This is a genomic window from Alkalihalobacillus sp. TS-13 (assembly GCF_019720915.1).
In the GTDB taxonomy this organism is placed as follows: Bacteria; Bacillota; Bacilli; order Bacillales; family Fictibacillaceae; genus Pseudalkalibacillus.
Genome location: NZ_JAHKSI010000004.1, coordinates 36,774 through 56,311, shown reverse-complemented (window position 1 = coordinate 56,311; position 19,538 = coordinate 36,774). Strand labels below are relative to the sequence as shown.

17 protein-coding genes and 1 pseudogene are annotated in these 19,538 nt (G+C 38.8%); 6 read left to right on the top strand and 12 right to left on the bottom strand.

All coding sequences use genetic code 11. From position 1 onward, the window contains the following. The first annotated feature begins 34 nt into the window (after window positions 1-34). The gene (locus tag KOL94_RS25830; RefSeq protein WP_369010069.1) at window positions 35-118 is read left to right on the top strand and encodes a putative holin-like toxin; all 84 of its coding nucleotides are present in this window, start codon (window positions 35-37) and stop codon (window positions 116-118) included. A 1,112-nt stretch (window positions 119-1,230) separates the two neighbouring features. After that, window positions 1,231-1,860 carry an NAD(P)-dependent oxidoreductase gene (locus KOL94_RS21095; protein ID WP_221568670.1) on the top strand — a complete coding sequence of 210 codons (630 nt, stop codon included), beginning with the start codon at window positions 1,231-1,233 and terminating at the stop codon, window positions 1,858-1,860. Window positions 1,861-2,075: 215 nt separating this feature from the next. Here the strand turns inward: KOL94_RS21095 and KOL94_RS21090 are convergent. The 12 genes and pseudogenes from KOL94_RS21090 to KOL94_RS21035 all read right to left on the bottom strand — a co-directional run. Beyond that, window positions 2,076-2,674, bottom strand: a pseudogene (locus KOL94_RS21090) (helix-turn-helix transcriptional regulator); the annotation flags it as partial. A 340-nt stretch (window positions 2,675-3,014) separates the two neighbouring features. After that, window positions 3,015-4,154, bottom strand: coding sequence for a C40 family peptidase (locus KOL94_RS21085; protein ID WP_221568669.1), 1,140 nt, complete (start codon window positions 4,152-4,154; stop codon window positions 3,015-3,017). Next, window positions 4,141-4,767, bottom strand: coding sequence for a hypothetical protein (locus KOL94_RS21080; RefSeq protein WP_221568668.1), 627 nt, complete (start codon window positions 4,765-4,767; stop codon window positions 4,141-4,143). The genes KOL94_RS21085 and KOL94_RS21080 overlap by 14 nt, the downstream gene beginning before the upstream one ends. A gap of 13 nt (window positions 4,768-4,780) precedes the next feature. Continuing rightward, complete coding sequence (locus KOL94_RS21075; protein ID WP_221568667.1) at window positions 4,781-6,832, bottom strand: CD3337/EF1877 family mobilome membrane protein; 2,052 nt, start codon at window positions 6,830-6,832, stop codon at window positions 4,781-4,783. Continuing rightward, window positions 6,829-7,263 carry a hypothetical protein gene (locus tag KOL94_RS21070; RefSeq protein WP_221568666.1) on the bottom strand — a complete coding sequence of 145 codons (435 nt, stop codon included), beginning with the start codon at window positions 7,261-7,263 and terminating at the stop codon, window positions 6,829-6,831. The genes KOL94_RS21075 and KOL94_RS21070 overlap by 4 nt, the downstream gene beginning before the upstream one ends. Further along, entirely contained in the window at window positions 7,260-9,833 is a 2,574-nt protein-coding gene (locus tag KOL94_RS21065; RefSeq protein WP_221568665.1) for an ATP-binding protein, read from the bottom strand. The genes KOL94_RS21070 and KOL94_RS21065 overlap by 4 nt, the downstream gene beginning before the upstream one ends. Continuing rightward, window positions 9,811-10,239, bottom strand: coding sequence for a conjugal transfer protein (locus KOL94_RS21060; RefSeq protein ID WP_221568664.1), 429 nt, complete (start codon window positions 10,237-10,239; stop codon window positions 9,811-9,813). Before KOL94_RS21060 ends, KOL94_RS21065 begins: the two co-directional genes overlap by 23 nt. Before the next feature lie 2 nt (window positions 10,240-10,241). Further along, complete coding sequence (locus KOL94_RS21055) at window positions 10,242-10,460, bottom strand: hypothetical protein (RefSeq protein ID WP_221568663.1); 219 nt, start codon at window positions 10,458-10,460, stop codon at window positions 10,242-10,244. Between the two features lie 25 nt (window positions 10,461-10,485). Then, on the bottom strand, window positions 10,486-11,460 hold the full coding sequence (locus KOL94_RS21050) for a conjugal transfer protein (protein ID WP_221568662.1): 975 nt from the start codon (window positions 11,458-11,460) through the stop codon (window positions 10,486-10,488). An 11-nt stretch (window positions 11,461-11,471) separates the two neighbouring features. Continuing rightward, entirely contained in the window at window positions 11,472-11,798 is a 327-nt protein-coding gene (locus KOL94_RS21045) for a hypothetical protein (RefSeq protein WP_221568661.1), read from the bottom strand. A gap of 55 nt (window positions 11,799-11,853) precedes the next feature. Continuing rightward, window positions 11,854-12,750, bottom strand: a complete 897-nt coding sequence (locus KOL94_RS21040; protein WP_221568660.1) for a replication-relaxation family protein — start codon at window positions 12,748-12,750, stop codon at window positions 11,854-11,856. A 16-nt stretch (window positions 12,751-12,766) separates the two neighbouring features. After that, on the bottom strand, window positions 12,767-15,160 hold the full coding sequence (locus KOL94_RS21035; protein WP_221568659.1) for an ATP-binding protein: 2,394 nt from the start codon (window positions 15,158-15,160) through the stop codon (window positions 12,767-12,769). 427 nt (window positions 15,161-15,587) lie between these two features. Between KOL94_RS21035 and KOL94_RS21030 the strand changes: the two genes are divergently transcribed. The 4 genes from KOL94_RS21030 (at window position 15,588) to KOL94_RS21015 (ending at window position 19,447) form a co-directional block, all read left to right on the top strand. Then, the gene (locus KOL94_RS21030) at window positions 15,588-16,658 is read left to right on the top strand and encodes a monodechloroaminopyrrolnitrin synthase PrnB family protein (protein ID WP_221568658.1); all 1,071 of its coding nucleotides are present in this window, start codon (window positions 15,588-15,590) and stop codon (window positions 16,656-16,658) included. A 291-nt stretch (window positions 16,659-16,949) separates the two neighbouring features. Continuing rightward, entirely contained in the window at window positions 16,950-18,179 is a 1,230-nt protein-coding gene (locus tag KOL94_RS21025) for a cytochrome P450 (RefSeq protein ID WP_221568657.1), read from the top strand. 234 nt (window positions 18,180-18,413) lie between these two features. After that, window positions 18,414-18,560, top strand: a complete 147-nt coding sequence (locus tag KOL94_RS21020) for a hypothetical protein (RefSeq protein WP_221568656.1) — start codon at window positions 18,414-18,416, stop codon at window positions 18,558-18,560. Window positions 18,561-18,823: 263 nt separating this feature from the next. Next, entirely contained in the window at window positions 18,824-19,447 is a 624-nt protein-coding gene (locus tag KOL94_RS21015) for a LysE family translocator (RefSeq protein WP_221568655.1), read from the top strand. Window positions 19,448-19,538 lie beyond the last annotated feature (91 nt).

Genomic DNA, 19,538 nt, shown 5'->3' with positions numbered 1-19,538 from the left:
GCGGTGGCATCCCCTTTGAAAGGGGGTGAAACCGATGATGACTACTTACGAAACACTAACAATCATGATAGCATTCGCAACCTTAGTCGTAATACTCATCACACACGAAAAAAAGTAACCACCCTGCGTCGGCCAGACGTATTTTTAAAAGGGTAGTTACTTTTTTAAAAGAAAGTCAATATGAGCCACCACTCTTCTTGCGGCGTAACTGTAAGAACTCTGATGTCCCCACATCAGGGTTCTTTATTAGTATATGCTAATTCTAATTTAATTATATATGTTTAATTTACATTTGACAAGAAAAGCAAGGTTACCGATAATAAATTTAAGCGTTTGACAATCATCGTTCTTTCAAAATAATAAGGTTAATTTTAATGCGATTCCTTTTTCTTATTTATTCTTACGTAAACTAACTATAACTATTGACCTTGCGATTCATTGAAGATGATTAAAAAGTGTCCAATACCTTTTAGCATTCGAGAACCATTATTTCCTCTCCTCTTTAATTCTATGAGGTTCAATACCCCATAGACAGAACATTACATATAAACAAGAATCAAATCCTTCCTATCCTTTTTCTTTCAAGTTTTACATGCTTTTCTTGACCGATAATGATGTAATAAAGTATTTCAATTATCCGGATTACCCGATGGATGGATTATGGGCAACAATGGCACTCGTACAGCTGCGTTGAATCAAAGACTTTAAATCTTTACGAGGATGGCAATCGAGGCATTCAAAGATCCGATAAATTCGGTCTTACGAAACATCACTTCATTCTTAGTATTCAGCCCATGAACGACAAAATGCTCTTACGATAAGTACTGTATATCTTTAAGAAATGGATCTGCATTTTCTCTAAAAGGATAACAAAACCGCTCTTCAGCGATTGATAGATTCATACGAGCTAGCTCCAATGCCCCAACAATTTGTTTCTCTTTGACTTCCCCGAACCCCTTGACATGCCCTTAATTCTGTTTCGGTTACATCTAACAGTTCTTGAATAGACGGATGAAAAAGCGTTTATCCGCTCATTTAATTAATAAGATCATCAATTTACTATTCGTAAAGGGAAGTTTTTTGCATATGGCCCTATATTTCGCTTTTGGTTGTCATTCCCTTAGTTAACTGGTATCCCTTTGGATTTAGGATAATAAAAAAATTCGCTCCAAGCACAACGATTTCATTACGTTTTGTGCCTTGAGCGAAGCGAAAGGAATCGATATAATCATGAACGTCCTTATTTTTGGCGCGTCTGGCGCCACTGGAAATGAATTGGTCAAACAGGCGTTAGCGCAAGGACACACCGTAACGGCATTTGTTCGCAATCCCGCAAAACTTCAAGTACAACATGATCATATAAAACTCGTTCAAGGCAATGTAACGGATTACGCATCAGTTGAACGAGCCATCACAGGACAAGAAGCAGTGCTTTGTGCGCTTGGCGCATCCACTCCTCTTAAACGGGATGCTGCACTTATCGAAGGTGTCCGTAACATTATTCAGGCAATGGAGAAAAAAAACGTGCACAGGTTCATTTATTTGTCTTTTTTGGGGGTTCGTGAAGGTCGCAAAGGGTTGGGGTTTTTCGTTAATTTCATCGTCGTTCCGCTGCTCCACAACGTTGTTGCGGACCATGAATCCAAGGAAGCTGTTGTAAAGAAAAGTCGGTTGAACTGGACAATCGTACGGCCGCCAAGATTAACAAACGGCCGGAAGACAGGTGTATACAGAAGCGGTGAGGATATAAAACCACAATCCCTCATTCTGACGATATCTCGTGCGGACCTGGCGGATTTCATGCTTGAACAGCTAATCGACAAAACCTGCTACGGAAAAGCGCCGCGTGTCATGTATTGAGGAGGTTGAAAGTCTGAAATAAATTGTTTGGTATCAATATTATTTAAATTGGGTAGTTTTAATAATTATTTTGCGTACAACAAAAAATAAAGGTTCACACATATTAGTCTTAACTAATATGTGTGAACCTTCTATTAATTCATAAAAATTCACCACTATTAGGGGCAGTATACCAGCGTAGCTGCTATCATCCGCAAATGTATGGGTAAAAATGTTAAAAAGTCAAGCAAAATATCTTGCATACTCCATGAGACCGATGTAGCCATCAGGTAATAGATCCCCGGTTTGACGTCCGTAATACAAAAATCCCCCAAAGATAACCAGCGTTCCATATAGGGGGAGTCCCTCAGGAATCGGTTTGGAAATAAGCCGATCAGGCAACACCTTCAAAAGGAACCGCCAAATGGACAGGTCCTTCTATTCTAGCTTGTTGATTCGTAATAGGATACGGCTTAGACCAATCGTTCAGTTTCTGCAGTGAGCTCAAATCGGTGTCTGCTAGCAGCGTAGAATGACGAAATTGGGATGGTGTCACGCCTACCTGTTCAGTAAATTAAGAAGTGAAGGTCCCCAAACTCTGTTGTCCGATCTCCATTGCTATATCGCGAACGGTTAGATCGGTACTCAGCAACTTTTTCTTTACCTTTTTCAGTCGAAGAGAAGAAACATAATAAAGCGGGGAAAGGCCCTTCTATTTTTAAAAATTCGTATGAAGTGATACGGACTATAAGCTATATGACCAACCAATCGGGAAAACGAAAGAGGTTCATAGATATGTTGATGTCTCGTCTATTTCCGAATATCGGTCAGTCATTGTTTCATCACCTCCTGTTACTTCAATATTCTTCTTTTTCTCCATATTTTCTCTTACAGTCTAATTCAGTAATTCGTCCACTTTTACATAACATAAATTCCTTAATTACAAACTTCTATATCCTTCTCAAAAATTTCTACTGATCTTCAACTAAATCGCCCTAACAGATCGGTATTCCATAAATTGGAGATGTCAAGTTCTTTTCTGCTTTACACTAGTCTGCTGCAGCCTTTTTCTGTATAAAAACCACTATATGAAAAATCTAGTACCAGCCACCTTCTTTTCCTCAACATTCGGAACAAAGAAATTGCTTCAATGATTCGACTGATTAACCCAGTCATTATTCAATTCGCCTGACCCGTCCGTTAAAATGGTTCTTCCAATACCCTGTGGACATATCGGCAAAGGCGACCCCTGTAGAGGATTGGGCTCCAATGAATTTCCCATCTCCTGCATAAATGCCGACATGTCCATCAATTCCGTTTGTGTCGAAAAAAACAAGATCACCGGGTTTCATTTTATTTGGGGGAACAGGTTTTCCTAATTCCTTTAATGTAAAAGTCGTTGTCATTCCTAACATACCTAAATTCACATCGACTTGCTTAAATGCCCAATGAACAAAACTTGAACAGTCAAATCGACCTGCTTTAATATCGGCTTGGTTTCGACCCCCACCCCACACATATGTAGAATTTTTAATCCATTTTCGACCAACATCTACAACTTCAACGCCAGAATAATCTCCCGCCCCACCTACCTCAACATAACCTTGAACATATCGGTCAGCAAAACCTAGAACTTCTGAGACGTATCGATCATCATGATTATAGGCAAAAACAGCCTCTCTCAATTGTCCATCCGCTGCACCATTCGCTTTTAAAATTTTTGCAGCTGCAAAAATTGCGTCTTTGATGTTCCACGGGTCAGCTTTCCCATCACCATTTCCATCAACCCCAAATCCTCCATACCGTTCAATGACTTTTGGCTTTGTCTTTTCGGATTCGGGTATATTTCCTTTCCCTAATCCATCACAAGTAGAGTGACCCCACCCTACCCACGTACAGGGCATGAACTGCATATGGCCTTCCGCACCAACAGGTGAAATCATCGGAGTGATGGTTGAGAAGTGTGTTTCCACGCGGTGATGGGCTGCCAATAAATTCCAAGGAACACCATACTTTTTTTCAGCAGCTTTATAAACCTTTATAAATTTGGAAGGGATCTCATTCTTTCCGAGGCTAGATATATCCCCCCCCCAATGTCGTTGTTCAGAACCTCCATCATCGCCAGAAAAAATCATGAAGAACATTGTAACGACAATAATGCCTAGTATAAGTACGACGACAATCGCTAAAAAAACAGACCACCCCATAGCGATTGCTCCTTTTGTTGCACCTGCTTTTGTAACTTTTTTCATAATAGGTTTTGCAGCAGACAAACGCCCCGTCCGAGCCTTCTCATGTTCATTAATGTGCGACATTGACTTTCACATCCTCTACTTTCCATCTTCCATCAACGACTTGTAAACTTACTAAATACCAGTCTTCTGTTTCAGAAGTTGTTTCATCCACGGATTTTGCTTCTCCTGAAACAATAACGTTCCACCGTATAACCTTACGATCCTTATGGGCAACAGGAATAACGTCGGTATCTTTTGCAGTTAAGTAAGCGCGATCTAACGTTTCTCGACGAGGACTTTTTTTTAGGTTCTCATATAAGGATTTCGTCATATATTCTTTACTGTTTTCCAGATAGGACATGGGTTCATCCGAATCATAGGAATGATAGTTTCTTGCAAATTGAATCGCAACCGCTTTGGAATCAGTCAATTGTTCTTTCGTAAACTTCTCTGTTTGGTCATACTCATTGATGAGTTTTTCCTCAGAAACATTATTCGTTCTATCGGGAGTGACACTCTCCTTTTCTGGAACTCTCGTTTCATCATTTTGACGATGTTCAACCTTTTGGCTATTATTTTCAGCAGCGAAGCTAAATAACGATACAACAGAGAATCCCACAACAATGAAAATTAGCAAAAGAAACAAAAACAACTTGATCCGATCACGCTTATTTTCATAATTCCACCCAAACATAGGTCCTCCCTCGCTAATTCGAATTTTTCCTTGATGTTCTTGTCTGGTCAGTGTTATTCATCAAAGTGCCGTTAAAGCCACTACTCTTTCGATCCGAATTTTGTAAATCATCGGTGCCTTTCACATGATTATTCGGAGATGTATTCCTATTTTTTTCAATATGTTCCCTATTACGGCGTTCCATATAATAGCGCGATTGTCTTCTAGCCAGGTCGGTTTCTTTATGATTTACATGTTGCTTAATATCATCGGTATCTTTTAATAGATGATCGGGGAGTGGACCTGCAGTTCGATCTTCAACCTGGGCACTGTTATAACGTCCAAACGATTGAAAATCATCTTTCACGACAGAGAGTTTTGGAAGTTTATTCTCGTTTATATTCAATTCCTTATCATCCGTTCGATCCATATTTTCCTCATTCTTTCCATTCCGATCGACACCGTGTAAAGGATCCTTTTCTTTTACATGAGCATTTGTTTCTTTGGATTGGCGATTTCCCTGCTGGATGTACGGCTTTAAGTCGTCCGTACTGTTTTGTCCTTGAGGGGATATACGGTTACCATAATAATCTTTTTTAACGTAAGGCTTGCTTCTCCGGTTGCCATTATAATCTCCCTTGCTTCTCCGGTTGGCTAGAGGTGCGGGGCTCTTCCACTTATTCCTGCCAGTCAACACCCCTCCTAGATTACCGACCGTTTTCATTTGGTAATATTTTCGAAGTGAATTTTGAAGGGCATGTCCCGAGTTGCTCTGAATATTGTTAGTCGCGGTCGATACTATATTAAAAAAGTCTCTTCTTTTTATGATAAGGCCTACAAAACAGATGATTTGAATCGTCATCATCCAAATATAACCCAATTTTGAAGATTCTGTTGCACGGTATAAAATCGCGGATATTCCAAAAAGGATCGTTAAAAACAACGAAATCCCAATTTTCATAATTTGTGTATGCAATAATTTCATGAGCCAACCTATCCCTGCCTGTTGCCAGCGTGGCATTAGGGCCATTAATAAAGGCACAGGCGAAAACAACGCTAGAGTAATGAAAAACATCTGATACAAAATAATGGATCCCGAAACTATTAATAGGATCAATCCAATAATGGCGTTCGATAACAATAACAAAGGGATAAACCCTAAGCGTTCGGTCACACCACCTAACGACATCATTTCATTTTTTTTCCCCCCTGTTATTTCCTTTTTTCCATCTGCTTCATCTTTTACTAAAGTATGTCGACTTTCGTCATTTGGTCTAAGTTTAAGTAGCTTTTTTACACGATCTTTATCAACGTCGGTCGTTCCATATTGCATGAGGAGGTACGGCTTTTTAACCATTAAATCAAATAGTTGATTATGAATCGTTGCAATCGCTTCCTCCTTGTTATAAGACGCTTCAGGATCAACGATACTCGCAGATATCGCCAATACCTCACTCTGAAGATTACTTGACCAATCATTCAATCCACCTAAGATTTTTCCAGTATTCGAAAAAAAGCCCAAAGCGAAAACGAAGATAATCAGGGTTGATAATAACCCTCCCCATGCACGACTGCTCTCCCGTTTAATCATGCCGACATAGGCTGCCCAAGTTCCTGTTAGAGTGAGAATAAACGTGAGCAATAAAGGCCAGATACCTTGTTTGGTAAAACCACCAGGACCAAATCCTGCAATATTTTGTACGGCTTCTCCAATGATATCGATGACATCTGAAATGAAATTGAGTTTGAACGCTTCTTGCACAACCTTGATGATAAAACTAGAAAAAATAATGTTATACGTCCAAATTGTGTTAACCATTTCCATGAGTTGCAGATAAAACGAGTGTTCAACCCCATCACCCCAATTCCAAGGTTTCCAATCATCTGAAGTATCCACGTAGGTTTCCAAACGGTAGCGATTGGTCGGATACTCGTTATAAAAGAGCTTCACTTCTCCAATATATCTCTTACCATCACTATACCCTGGAATTGGAACGAGATGGTCGGTCAGACTAGCTGACGCTGAAATATAGGTGGGTAGGAAGAAAATGATGATCATCAAGAGAATCCGGAAAGATCGTCTCATTGTTCATACATCTCCTTTAAAACTTCCGGTTTTAAATCCATCGTCCGTTTCTCAAAATCATGGAGATCCCCATATTTTGTTCGTTTCCATCCTTGATCCGTTTGGATTACTTCCATTCTTTCTGTAACCATCTCTCCTGTTTCAGGATGTTCATAGACAACCTCATAAAAACAACTTGTATCATTGGCTTTCCATTCCGTCAATCGATAATTTTCAATGACGAAGGTATTATCGGCGTCATCTTCTGGATCGAGTGCTATGGTTTTTTTATCAAGAAGATCAAGCATCTTAGACTCATTTCTTTGTACCTCAGCATTGACCCAGGCGATAGGGATCTTAGAAGCAGCAGAACCCGTCACCTGATTACCTCCACATCCCACAACAAGAAGAATCAAAACGGGAAACGATAGAACAGAAATGAATTTTTTCATACATACTCCTCTTCCCTTATGGATTGGACTCCTTCTTCGATTGGAAATGGATCCCCCTCCCCTACCTTCTTTTGAGCATCTTGGATATCTCTCCTTTCAGATAAAGGTCGAGTATCAAAGGCATCGAATAAGTCTTGAAATAAGGCATGGATGGATACGACACCGACACGTCCTGAAATGTCTTGAAACAGACATTGGCCATTTTGCAACTCTCGAAGAGTGGACGCATTGTATTCGGTATATTTTAAATTCAACAAGGATAATACATTTTTAATTTCTTGTGGATCGGTACTGCGGAAAGCAAATTTCATTCCGATGTTGTTTTTCATTTTTTCATCGAGTAAATCATTTGCATTCTGGGTGACAAAGTAGATACCCGCATTCATAGAGCGGCCTGCACGTACCAGTCGTGTCGCTAAATGGCTTCCTTGTCTTGTATTTAAAACAGCCCATGCTTCATCAAGTAAGACGACTTTAAAAATAGAGCGATCACTGTGAATGAACTTTAGTGCAAATGACGAAATGGGGAGCATCATGGCAACTGAAAGCATCTCCGATAAGTTGTATTTTTCTTGAGGAGTATCTGGGGCTGGAAGTTCTAAATTTTGAATCTGAAGAACATTCATTGCTTGTTCTAAGCTAATTGCCGATTCTGAATCTCCATCACCGAATAAAAGGTGAGCAAAGGATAAGTCGCTAAAGGAGCGAATATGTTCCCCAAGCTGTTTTGCTTCTTCGCTCCCATCGTTTAACAACGTTGAAATGACCTTGCTCAAGCAAGGTCTTCCACCTTCAGCAACCGATCGAACTGCTGATGTCAATTTAGGGAATCGTTTTGAATCATCCAGTCTGACCCCGGTTAAAAAAGTTAGGATATCCACAGCTAGCGTTTCGGCTTCTTTTCGATCTTGATGAATCGAAAACGGGTCTAAACGTCCTTTGTCTTCTTTTTTGGTGGAAAGTGAAATAATATTCACCTGATCCTCTAAGTCATAAAGGTCATTTTTCCAGTTGGTACGCTCGCCTTTAGGATCGATGACCAAAGCCTTTCCACCTGATAGAACGGATAAATACGTAATAAGATTGGCACTGAAAGATTTACCGCCACCGAGCGATCCCAAAAACGCCGCTGATAACGCATTAGTTTTAGTTCCTCGGATACCTTGAGCAGCAAGGTTCGGCATAATGTATACCGGTTGATCAAGTATCCCTGTCGATCCGATAAAGAAACCTTCCCCATCCCCCAACTGCTTCGTCGCACCAAACATACCCCCTGCCACTGTTGCGGGTTCCATAAAATGAATATAATCTTTCACATAACGTTGGGCTCCAGGAAGAAACTCATTAAAAGCTAACCACTGGTCACCATAGGGTTGTTCAACTTGGAACATCATATCGAGGTACATGTCTTTGACAGTATCACAACGACGTTTTAGTTCATCCTCATTTCCTGCCGATACAGCTAGTACGATCGATGTTTTGACTAAAGGCATACGCGTTTTCTGCAAGTGAGCTTCTAATTCATAGGATTCTTGTCTTCCTTCTAAAACGTTTAATCCGGTTTCATTCCCTGTTTCACGCGCGTGCCGATCTTGGTCTTTCAATTCTTTCTGCTTATTACGAATAGCAGACAATGCCTTCCGATTTTCCATCGTTTCGGTTCGTACACTGATTTCAACTGGGAAATCAAGGTTTTGAATCATGTAGATCCATTCCTCACCTGGAAATTCAATTTCATAGGGCACATTTGAAATTGTTAAGAATGCCACGTGCCCTTCTTGTTCCCCCCCTTCCGTAATTTGTTTGACAATTAAACTACGTTTAGGGGAGTCATCAACCAGACCTTCTGATAAACGTAACACATCATGATATAAAGGACGGCGAACGGTAATCTCGCCTTCTTCAAATTCTTTATAATGAACACTGTATTCTGGGCTCCAATCCTGTAATAAGGGCGTCTTACCAATGCCACGGTACCAATTTCGTCGAATCAGCCATTGGATATCCATTTCATTGACAGGTTCAGGATTCAGCCTAGAACGGATTTTACTAAAAACACGACGTTCAGATACCCGATAACGAGCAATGTCTTCTTCAATAATCTCTGGCGTATCCATGCCAGAAGAAACGTTTACGTCTCCTATAAACTCTTTCCATGATTCTTTTAGATCCTGAAGTAGGCTCTTTTTTTGATTGGTATTTTCATGCTTAGGCAACTTCACCCCAATAAAATATCGATATTCTGTACCTTCTTTCCCTAGCATTTTTTCTAATTGGAGGGCCGTATCATCTGTATGCTTAACAGCTGCCTTTGTTAATGGTCCAGATAGTTTCTGTTTAAAGCGTTCATGTTTTTCCTTGATCGATTGGAAGTTGGGCACCACTAACAAATGTGTGTCTAGGTTAATCTGCCAAAAAAAAGCTTTGAGTTTCGTAAAAATGACCTCTTTCTCATCATCAGAAAGATAGTCGTAGTTAAACCCAGCAAGATGGTAATAAGCCCAACACACGCCATCCTGGGAAAAGACAAGGTTCCCTTCAAAATATTTAATCGGAAATTCGATCTTCATCGGGTGCACTCCTTTTGTGAAAACTCAACTGACGATACCCAATTTTGCTTGTATATTGATAAGGTTTTTTTATGATCGACACTTCTTTATAACGATTTTGGACTCGTGATTCGATATGATACAGGATAAAGCGAAAGATAAAACGATGAGGGACTTTCCCATCAATATGTTGCTTCGTAAAAAACCAGGCAACCACTCCGGGCAAGAAAACATACTCAACCAACCCTAAATGCAATAAACTGAGAGGAGGAAAAAGATTGAGCAGCCAAACCAACGTCACTCCCCCTATAAAAAAACCTATCTGTCGGTATGTTATAGGTAACGGCAGGGGGATGTCTTGGATTCCATATAAGACTTTCTCCACCTTCCATACGTTGTTATACGTTCGAAGAATCTTTGGCTCCATGTTTACCCAAATACTCTTTTCCACATGCTAGTGCCCAAATCTTTTACGGATTCCGGTGCAAATATGAACACGGCAACAATCATCGCAAAAACAGCGAAACTTATAAACATAGAAAACTTTCTTTGGAATAAGTAGACAAGTGCCACAGCCCCAATGGCAACCATAAACAAAGCCCCAACTTGCGTTGAAAACCAAGCTTGAATATTTTCTCCAAAATTCATAATCTCTTATCCTCCTAAATTTGACTTATCGTATCTTGATAGACTTCACAAACCAACGACCTTCTTCTTGGACAATGTTCATTTCATATGGATATACAACCTGGGCTTTCGATTGAAATTCCGTGTATACAACGGTGGTGAATACCGTGTAATTGGCTGTCCCTTCCCCTTCTTTAAGAATCACTTCCTTCACTTCCTTGAAAGTAAGAATCTCTTTCATACTTTGTATCGAGTCTCCATTGAAGTAATAATACAATTCATCTTGTGTTCCAGTCGTATACACTTTAAAGAATGTGTTTAAAAATGTTGTGATTTGTTTTTGAAGTTGAGGATCACTTACGATTTCCTCTTCATCGATTTCCGTTCCAACCGTGATATCTGGCTTTTCTGGTGCTGTGACATAGTGAGGAATTTTATGAACGACAAAAGATTCACCATCCGTTTTCACCGGAACTACAAAGTATCTTTCATATGGTCCTGCTTTTTTCACTTTTGGCTTAGGAGGCTTCTTTTTGGCTTTTTTAGCTGCCGTAATCGCTTTTTTATCCGGTTGGATTGTCCTGAACAAGGCTTGCTTTATTCGAAGCGTGATTTCAGCGGTATCCGAACCAGTCTCTTCAACTTTCCAAATTTGTGAAGATGCTAATTTGCTGTTCCACTTCATTCCCTCAAATACCAATCCGGCCTGTTCCTCTAAACCTGTCGCCAAAAAAGGTTCCAAACGTTTTGCGCGTATTTTCATAAATTCTTCCGTGTTTTTCCAGTAGAAGTAATGAGATGCAAAATTCTCGGCAAATGTCTGAGCACCGACACTTGCAGCTAGATTATCTTCTTTCTCTTCTTTTGGTTCAGGTTTTTGAACATGGGCATCGACTCCAGCATTTCCTGTTTGGACAATCGCGACTATAGACAAGCACAAAACGAGTGTAAATCCCGTCCAAAATAGACCCTTTATTACTTTCTTACGCAATACCGTCTGGGGATACTTACGTTTTTTCATGCTTTTCCTCCTTACTTCATGTGTCGCAACATTTCTCGTCTATGTTCACTCCGCTGAACTTCTTCGCCAAGGGCCCAAATCGCAACAAGAATAAAAAGAATAATACCAATAGTTGTCCAAATACCATGTTCTTTGTAGAGTTCATTTATCCAACGAATAACACTATCCACAGCTTCAGCGAATAACGGAAAAATGCTGTATGCCATCCATAATAAAATCCCCGCTGTTAATAACATGATTGTTAGAATGATAATTGAAACCATAAACCGTTTTAGAAAATTAGAAAACATTCCACTCGTTGTTCTTTCTGGAGAACCACGCTTTATTTTGTAACTCATTTTCCTCACCTCTTTACTAGAAAAGAATCAATCCAAATTTATGATGAACTATCCTTTACACCTCGATTTTTTGGGTTAAATGATAGAATTGACCTTGATCTTCTGAGTTATTGGCTTTCCAAATGGCTCCATAAGGGTTGGCCATTACATCATCATAGGACGCAAAAAACAAGGTACCCTGTATTTTTTCAATTGCTTTTGTGTCAGCTTTTTTTGAATGAAACAACAAGCGGTCTCGCTCCGTTTCTTTATTCGATACGAATAATACCCTGACCACATCGATATCCCCAAAAACAAAATCCTCTTTATATGCCTTTTTTAAAACATATTGGTTATAACGGAACATTTTTTCTAACGTGTTTTCAATTCTTTGCCGGCTACGCTCCATTTCAACAAAGTATAAGAACTTAAATTCTTTCTCTTTTACTAATCGTTTCAGTACAAATGCACCATCAGGTCTGATGACTGTAGCAGGTGACTGACGTTTTTTCCCATACTTATCCTTACTCCATTCACCGTAATTACGAAAGGCTCTTCGTTCAGAAAAATAATCGACAAACTCCAATTCTTTCGCATGATGGATGTTTGTTTTATAAATCATAAGAATGTAAGCGATTTGTATGGAATGGTAAATATAAGTTGGGGTTCTTTGTGTCCATCTTTTATCCCAATCAGCCCCTCCTAAAATTTCACTCGCTTCTTGGATACCTTGTGTATCTAACGAATAAGCAAGACGATCTGCACCTCTCACATGTGCTTTAGGAACAGGAAAGGATTTAATATACCCTTCATTCTCTAACGATTTCAAGGCTCTTCGTATGGTGTTTTGGTGTTGTGGCGTCCCATCGGAATTTAAGAATATATATTTTTCTAAGAATGGATAATCCACAAAAACTAAATCATGTAATGTCTCAAATAACGCTTCCTCTCGACTGCTAATTTTTTTCGGCATCTAATCCCCCTTCCAATCAGAACAGTGCATCCTCAATGCTGACTTTCTTTTTCTCATCGCTACTTCCATATTCCGAGTCAGATTCTTCCACATTTAAAGGTTCTTCCTCAGGATCAAATGCGATTAATAAATTATCAGACGTTTCAACATCATTTGAAAAAGATGCAGCCATCGCATGATTCTCAACTTCCATCGCTTTATCAATGGTACGCTTTTTGAGGGCTAGAATTGTATAATTATACTTGGCAGGACCAGGTTTTTTCATTTTTAGTAAGAAAGGACGCGTACGTTCATTCCCAATTTGCATTCTGATATAACTGTAAAACGGTTCAATATTCAAGTAGTCTTGTTCGGTTAAAATTTCAGATGGCATAGATTTATGAACTGTAAGAGCATCGTCTGGATTACCTAGTCGATACGAGACAAAGGTTCCAAAGTTCCGAAAGATTGCATGAGCAACTTCAGAAGGCACTTGCCCTTTGATCCCCTGCATCCCAAGAATAATGGAGGTCTTATATTTTCGTAGCTCCGATGCAAAAGATTCAATGGCATCCTTACTGTGTTCCATTAAACTGGGCGCCTCATCAACGATTACGAAATGATAGGGGAGTTTATCCCTCTCAGATGGAGGGGTGTTAGCTCTACTCTTCCCAGCAAGTTCAGCAAATGTTAAGCACATCGAGCCTACAAGTTTTTTTTCATCGCTCGTTAGTTCAGAAAGATCAAGCAATGTAATACGCCCTTGATCCATATTTTCACGGAACAAAAGTCCATTCGTTTTAGCTCGGAGCATATCTCCCAGTACGCCAGATAACGTCATCTTTCGCAATTTATTCAATGTTGAATTGGTTTTTATATGAAAATCACGATCATGAAGACCTTGTAAATTTGAAAAAAACAAATATAAATCATTTTCGACCGGATCTTCTCGATTGAGCCTTTCAAGGACGTATTCTCGATAATCAGAATCACTTAAAAGACGTTGTAAATTCGGTAAATTTGCTTCCCCTATACGCTGTAAAGCAATTCCACCATTCAAAAAATTATCGTCGATATTCGGACCCCAAAATTCTTTCCACGTACGTTTTAGTACATCTACGACAGTTTGAGCAATCTTATCCTCCGTAGATTCAAAATCCACATCATAAACATTGAATGGTAATTTACCTTCTGAAAACTTGATGTACCGTACAAGATGCTGTTTTTCTGGAGGGATACGTGCGGCAATGTCCTGACATAGATCACCATGTGGATCAATCACGGTTCCCCCAATGGTCGTTCCGACACCATCAAGATTGATCAATCCTTCAACCAAATTAAACATGGCAGTCGACTTCCCCATGCCTGACATGCCAATAAAGGCTGCATGGTATCGAAGGTTTTCTAAATTAAACATAACATCGGTCTTCTGACCATGATACTTATGTTCACCTAATGAAATGCTTAATGCTGAATCCAACTTTGAATGTTTAAATTCCTTGGGTAAAGGAGTCGAGCGCATTTTAAGCCGGTTCAGTTTACTATTTCGAACACGTTCACTGGGTAATCGCATTATGGCAGCCATTTCTTCTGTCCCAAGAATGACTCGATTTTTCATGCGCTCTATCGGATAAATGCGATTCTTAAACTCCCAACGAAATAGAGAACGATTAGTCCGAAACCACCACCACTCACGTCCTTTAAATTGATTCAATCGTCCACTGGAAAATGTCCCAATAGAACCTTTCACATTTTTTATCAAAACTTTAGCATCCTTGGTATTTCTACCAAATGCCAACATACGTACCCCTAGTCTTGACAGTTTTCTCGTTGACTTTCCCTCAATAGCTGTGAAATACAAATCATTATCCTTCTGAAGTGTTTCATCCATAACTCCCTCTTTATGAAGCTGTCTGATAATTCCTCTAAAACTTTTTTCCGTCCGATAAGCAGGTTGGACAAGGAATTGCATATGGATTTCTTGGTCTTCTATGAGTCCATCAAGAAACTCAATCATCTCAGCTTGTGTATCGACCACTTCATTATGATATGTCTTAATCGGGACCGTCCAATGACTATCTGTATATATCTTGGTTCCTGCATGGGGACGGGAAAAATCAATGTTACGATCTTTCACTTCGATAATTTCAATTTCCGGATGTTCCGCATAATATTTGCTTTTAAACGCTTGTCCAATATGAGCATCAGGAACCCAAACAAAATATCGAATCGTATCTTTCGTGGCCACAATTTCCCAACTTATCCACTCTTGTTTCACCAATCTTCTATACCAAGGACGATCTAAAGAATTTAACATCGTAACCCAGGCTGTTTCATCCTTAAAGTATAAAATCTTAGCATCCATCGTTGTCTTCAACTCATACTTAATCCCGTCTTTAGGAATTAATAATGGAAATAAGTGATATCGCAACCTACTGACTCTCCTTTATGGTACCTTTTGTTATTCCGTGGTTACTCACCCTGTTATATACCTATGGAGTGTAAGAGAGTATTGCTCAAAACTGGCAAATTCTCGGATTAATTGTGTATCTATACGTAAATAAAAGGATCAAGCCCATCGATGATGGGCTTACTACAATACGAATCGTAAATAGGGGAAATATGACATATAAAGTAACGATTATAAGCTGATTTAAGCCAATGATCTCAGTGGTCCAAGCAAAATCTTTACTCTAGTGAACCTCAGTCAAACTTTCCTTTGTTGGCAAGTTTACCTCATTTTTGCTCAGTTCTTGTAGTTATGTTTGTCATTTTTTTTGATGACAAATGTCAGGTTTTTAATTTGCTTAAATATGGTAACATGCAATAAATATTAATCATGTGAAGGGGTGTTTTGTATGGTTGAACTAAAATCAAGGCAAAATTCGTCCATTGATTCAATCTTCCCTTTAGAAAAATTTAGTGAGTATGTGGTTAACGATTTACCTGAACATAATCTCCGTAATGAAGTTGAGGATATCAGAAAGGGTGAGAATTTTCTCCCAGAAATGAAAATGGTTGAACACATTGCTTACAATGAACCTTATAGCGTAAAAATAACAGTAATGGGTGATTTAGGAATTTACCTTGTGAGTTGTTTGAAAGCTAACGTGCCACAAAGCGAAGTCTCTTCAATTATTGATAAATTAGAACTGCTGTCCCTTGTTACTGGAGTGGTACCGCGTGATACTTATGCTTCTTATGTTACTTATAATCCTTCTGAAGCTTTAAGAACGTTCTCAGGTGATGAAAGTGAAGTAGGTTTTATCCAACAACATAAAGTTTCCGATGACGCGATTAAGCCGGCAGCCGAAAAAGCATTTGCTTTACAGAATTATGAGTACGACAAAGAAACAAGAATCGCCTATCTTCAAGACATCATTGAATGTTTAAAGGTTTTAAGAAAAGAAAATAAAGCTGTTCATCAAAAGGTGGATCCGAAGTATTTTATCAGTTTATTTAGAGATTATTTTTTTCCAATAACCATGAATGGCCAAGATTACAATGCCCCAAGTGGTGTTCATATCGCTAATATTATTCTTTTAGATATTATTGTAGGAACCGCTGATGATAATTATTTTGCAACAACCTATGAGTTACTTCCATATTTAGAGCCAAGCGAGCAATTAAAAATACAACATTCTATGAAAAACGATTCATTAAAGAAACAGTTTGTAAAAAACTACTTAACCCACAAAAACAATGATGATGAGATAGAGTATTTAAAGGAAATTTTCAAAATGCTTAAGTATTATCGATATGTTCATCAGGGACTGGTGACACGATATATTCGAAAACAAGATAATGCTGTCTCGCATGGTACCGGCGGGTTTCCCTTTGATGAATTTTTGCAAGAGAGAATTGATATTACAGAAGCAGCACAAAGGGATATGGAAGAAGCATTCAAGGATGTGAATAACATTCGTTGAAGGGCATTGTCAACTTAAGAGAGATATAGAGATTAATACATAAGATATCTCAAGAAATGAAGACTGTAATTCTATCGAGGCAAATTTTATTAATATTTAATGATTTTAAGGATTAAAAATCCCCTTGTAGTAGGAAAAGAATTAACCGTTATCGAGGAGATTTTGAGATGATTTCTGAATATAAGAAACAATGGCCGCTTGATTTAGACTGAAGGTACAACAGTAGAAGTAATTTAATATAGAAACAGGTACAATACAATCACCATCTTACCAGAGAGGAGATAAATTTCCATGAAACCATCCGATTTTCCAAGAGATCTTCGTTTTCGCACTCCTGGGCAAGCATTCATTGAGAATGGTGTCGCACATTTACGTAGCTATACAGACGTCCAACGAGCGATGATGGATGATAAAGAGAACGAGTTTTCCCAAGATCGATCGTTCTGGGCACCCAAGGATCAGAGAGTTCACCTCGTTTTTCACTTCATGTGGTCAACTGGAAGGAAGAAGGCGGACGGTACACCTGGTCGTCATGACATGCTACGCAGCATTATCGAGCCATGGTTCCGACTGAAGGCAGTTAAAACGATGGAATCAAAGGTCCAAGAGAATACGAGAGCTCTAATCCGTGCAATCATTGAAAAAGGAACAGGGGAGTTTAATTTAGCTACGGAACTGGCATATCGTCTGTCGATTCGAACAATATGCTCGCTTGTGGGCCTTCCAATGGAACGTGAGGAATGGATGCGTAAACATCTGGAGGCGTTTGCACAAACCCCTAGCTTTGAGCAGGTTAACCGTGAACCACAGGAGATCGAGGACTACTTCTGGGAGGTGATTCTCGATCGCGAACAACACCCACAAGACGAATTGCTCGACGTACTTATTGTTGCATGGAAAGAAAAGAAAATTACAGATCTCGAACTTCTGGGCTACATTTGGGGGTCATTTTCAGCTGGCACTGACTCGACCGGGGTAAACATCACCAATTTCTTCTGCTTACTGGCCGAATTCGGCCTCCTCGATGAATCACGAGCGAGGTTAGATGATGCAGATTGGTTCCACAAGGCAGGAGAGGAAGTTCTTCGTTTTTGCACATCATTTGCAGCAGCTCCATCACTTGCGATTAAAGATGTTGTTTTAGATAGTGGTCTAACGATTCCCGCTATGACCCCGATAAACTTATGGTTAAGTGCGGCCAATCGCGATGAAATGATTAATGGTGGTAATACAAATGCTTCCCATCCTGATGTCTTCGATATCTCTAGGTCCCCAAACCATCATCTAACGTTTGGATCCGGGATCCACTATTGCATTGGTGCCCAGTTGGCTCGACTAGAAATGCGTATTGCCTTGCAAACAGCTCTCCGATATTTGCCAGATTTGGAGTTCGACGACACGAAACCCTTCGATCGCTATGCGGGGCTCGCGGATGGTGTGAGACAAGCATTTTTCAGTTTTAACCAACGCAAGGCTGAGCAACTCGTTGACCAGTTGGAGGAAGGGGTAACCTCCCTCTAAACTTGATTTAGGTATGTTTCGATGACAATGAAATCATTTGATACCTACTCTATCTTTCCAAAAAGGTGTATGAATTCCCTCTTTTACATATAAAGGTTTTTAAGCGACTAATCTTCGATGATTCCCTATTTTAGATTAACCGACTTATCGAATAATTGCCTGTTTATTATTATACAAAATCCAATCATGTTACGTGTTCCTAAGAATGGTACGAAAATAAAGGTGGGAATATGAATGGTAGAAGGAAAAACTTTTTTAGTTGGTAGTTTACCATTTGAAGATGAAGGTGTTACCATGGACCAAGCTTTGAACATACTTAATGGTTCATGGCTTCGTCTTCCTTATGGTGAAATTGGGGAAAAGTCTAATCCAGATCTATAGGTAAATGTATTGGTATGTGAAATTTAGTACGGTCATTGGAGTCATTGTTGGGCAAATGTTATGTTTCCAATGGGCTGCGAAAGCTAAAAAACTATAGAAAATATACAGGTTTAGTAGCAGCAAACTGGAGATTCCATAACAATCCCCATTTTATTCAAATCAGGTATATAACTAATCTTAACTGTTACACTGATGAGTTCAACGATACTCTTTATTAAGATTGAAATTAATTATATTAATACCGATTGTGGGAGGTTTAAAAATTGGAGACTATCGTTATACTATCATTTTTAGGAGTAGCGATATTTCTTACTTTAATGCCTGGTCCAGACAATTTGTTCGTAATTGTTCAAAGTATTTCACAAAATAAAAAGGCAGGAATAGCAACTGCATTAGGGCTTTGTACAGGATTAATCGTACATATAACAGCTGCAACAATTGGGATTTCGGCAATGGTTTATCAATCAACATTAGCTTTTTCGTTAGTAAAATATACTGGAGCAGCGTATTTATTATTTTTGGCTTGGCAGTCATTTAAGGAAAATGAGTCTGTTTTAATAAATGGTAATCAGAAATCTTTAAATTATAAATCATTATATAGAAAAGGAATTTTGATGAATATTTTAAACCCAAAAGTATCAATATTCTTTTTAGCTTTACTTCCTCAATTTGTAGTTAAGTCAAATATTAATATTTCGATACAAATGTTTATTTTAGGAACCATTTTTTTGGTTCAAGCTTTATTTATTTTCATAATAATTAGTGTATTTTCAGAAAAAGTACGACATTTATTATTGAGTAAACCCTTTCTAGCAAAAAGAATGAACCTATTTAAAGGTTTACTACTTGTACTTATTGGATTACAAATTGCTTTCAGTCAAAAATAAATGTAATATTTTTCCCTTTGATAATATATGAATCGGCTAATTCTAATTTGCAATAAACAGATTTAAGTACTTTCTTTAATCTCATGCAATT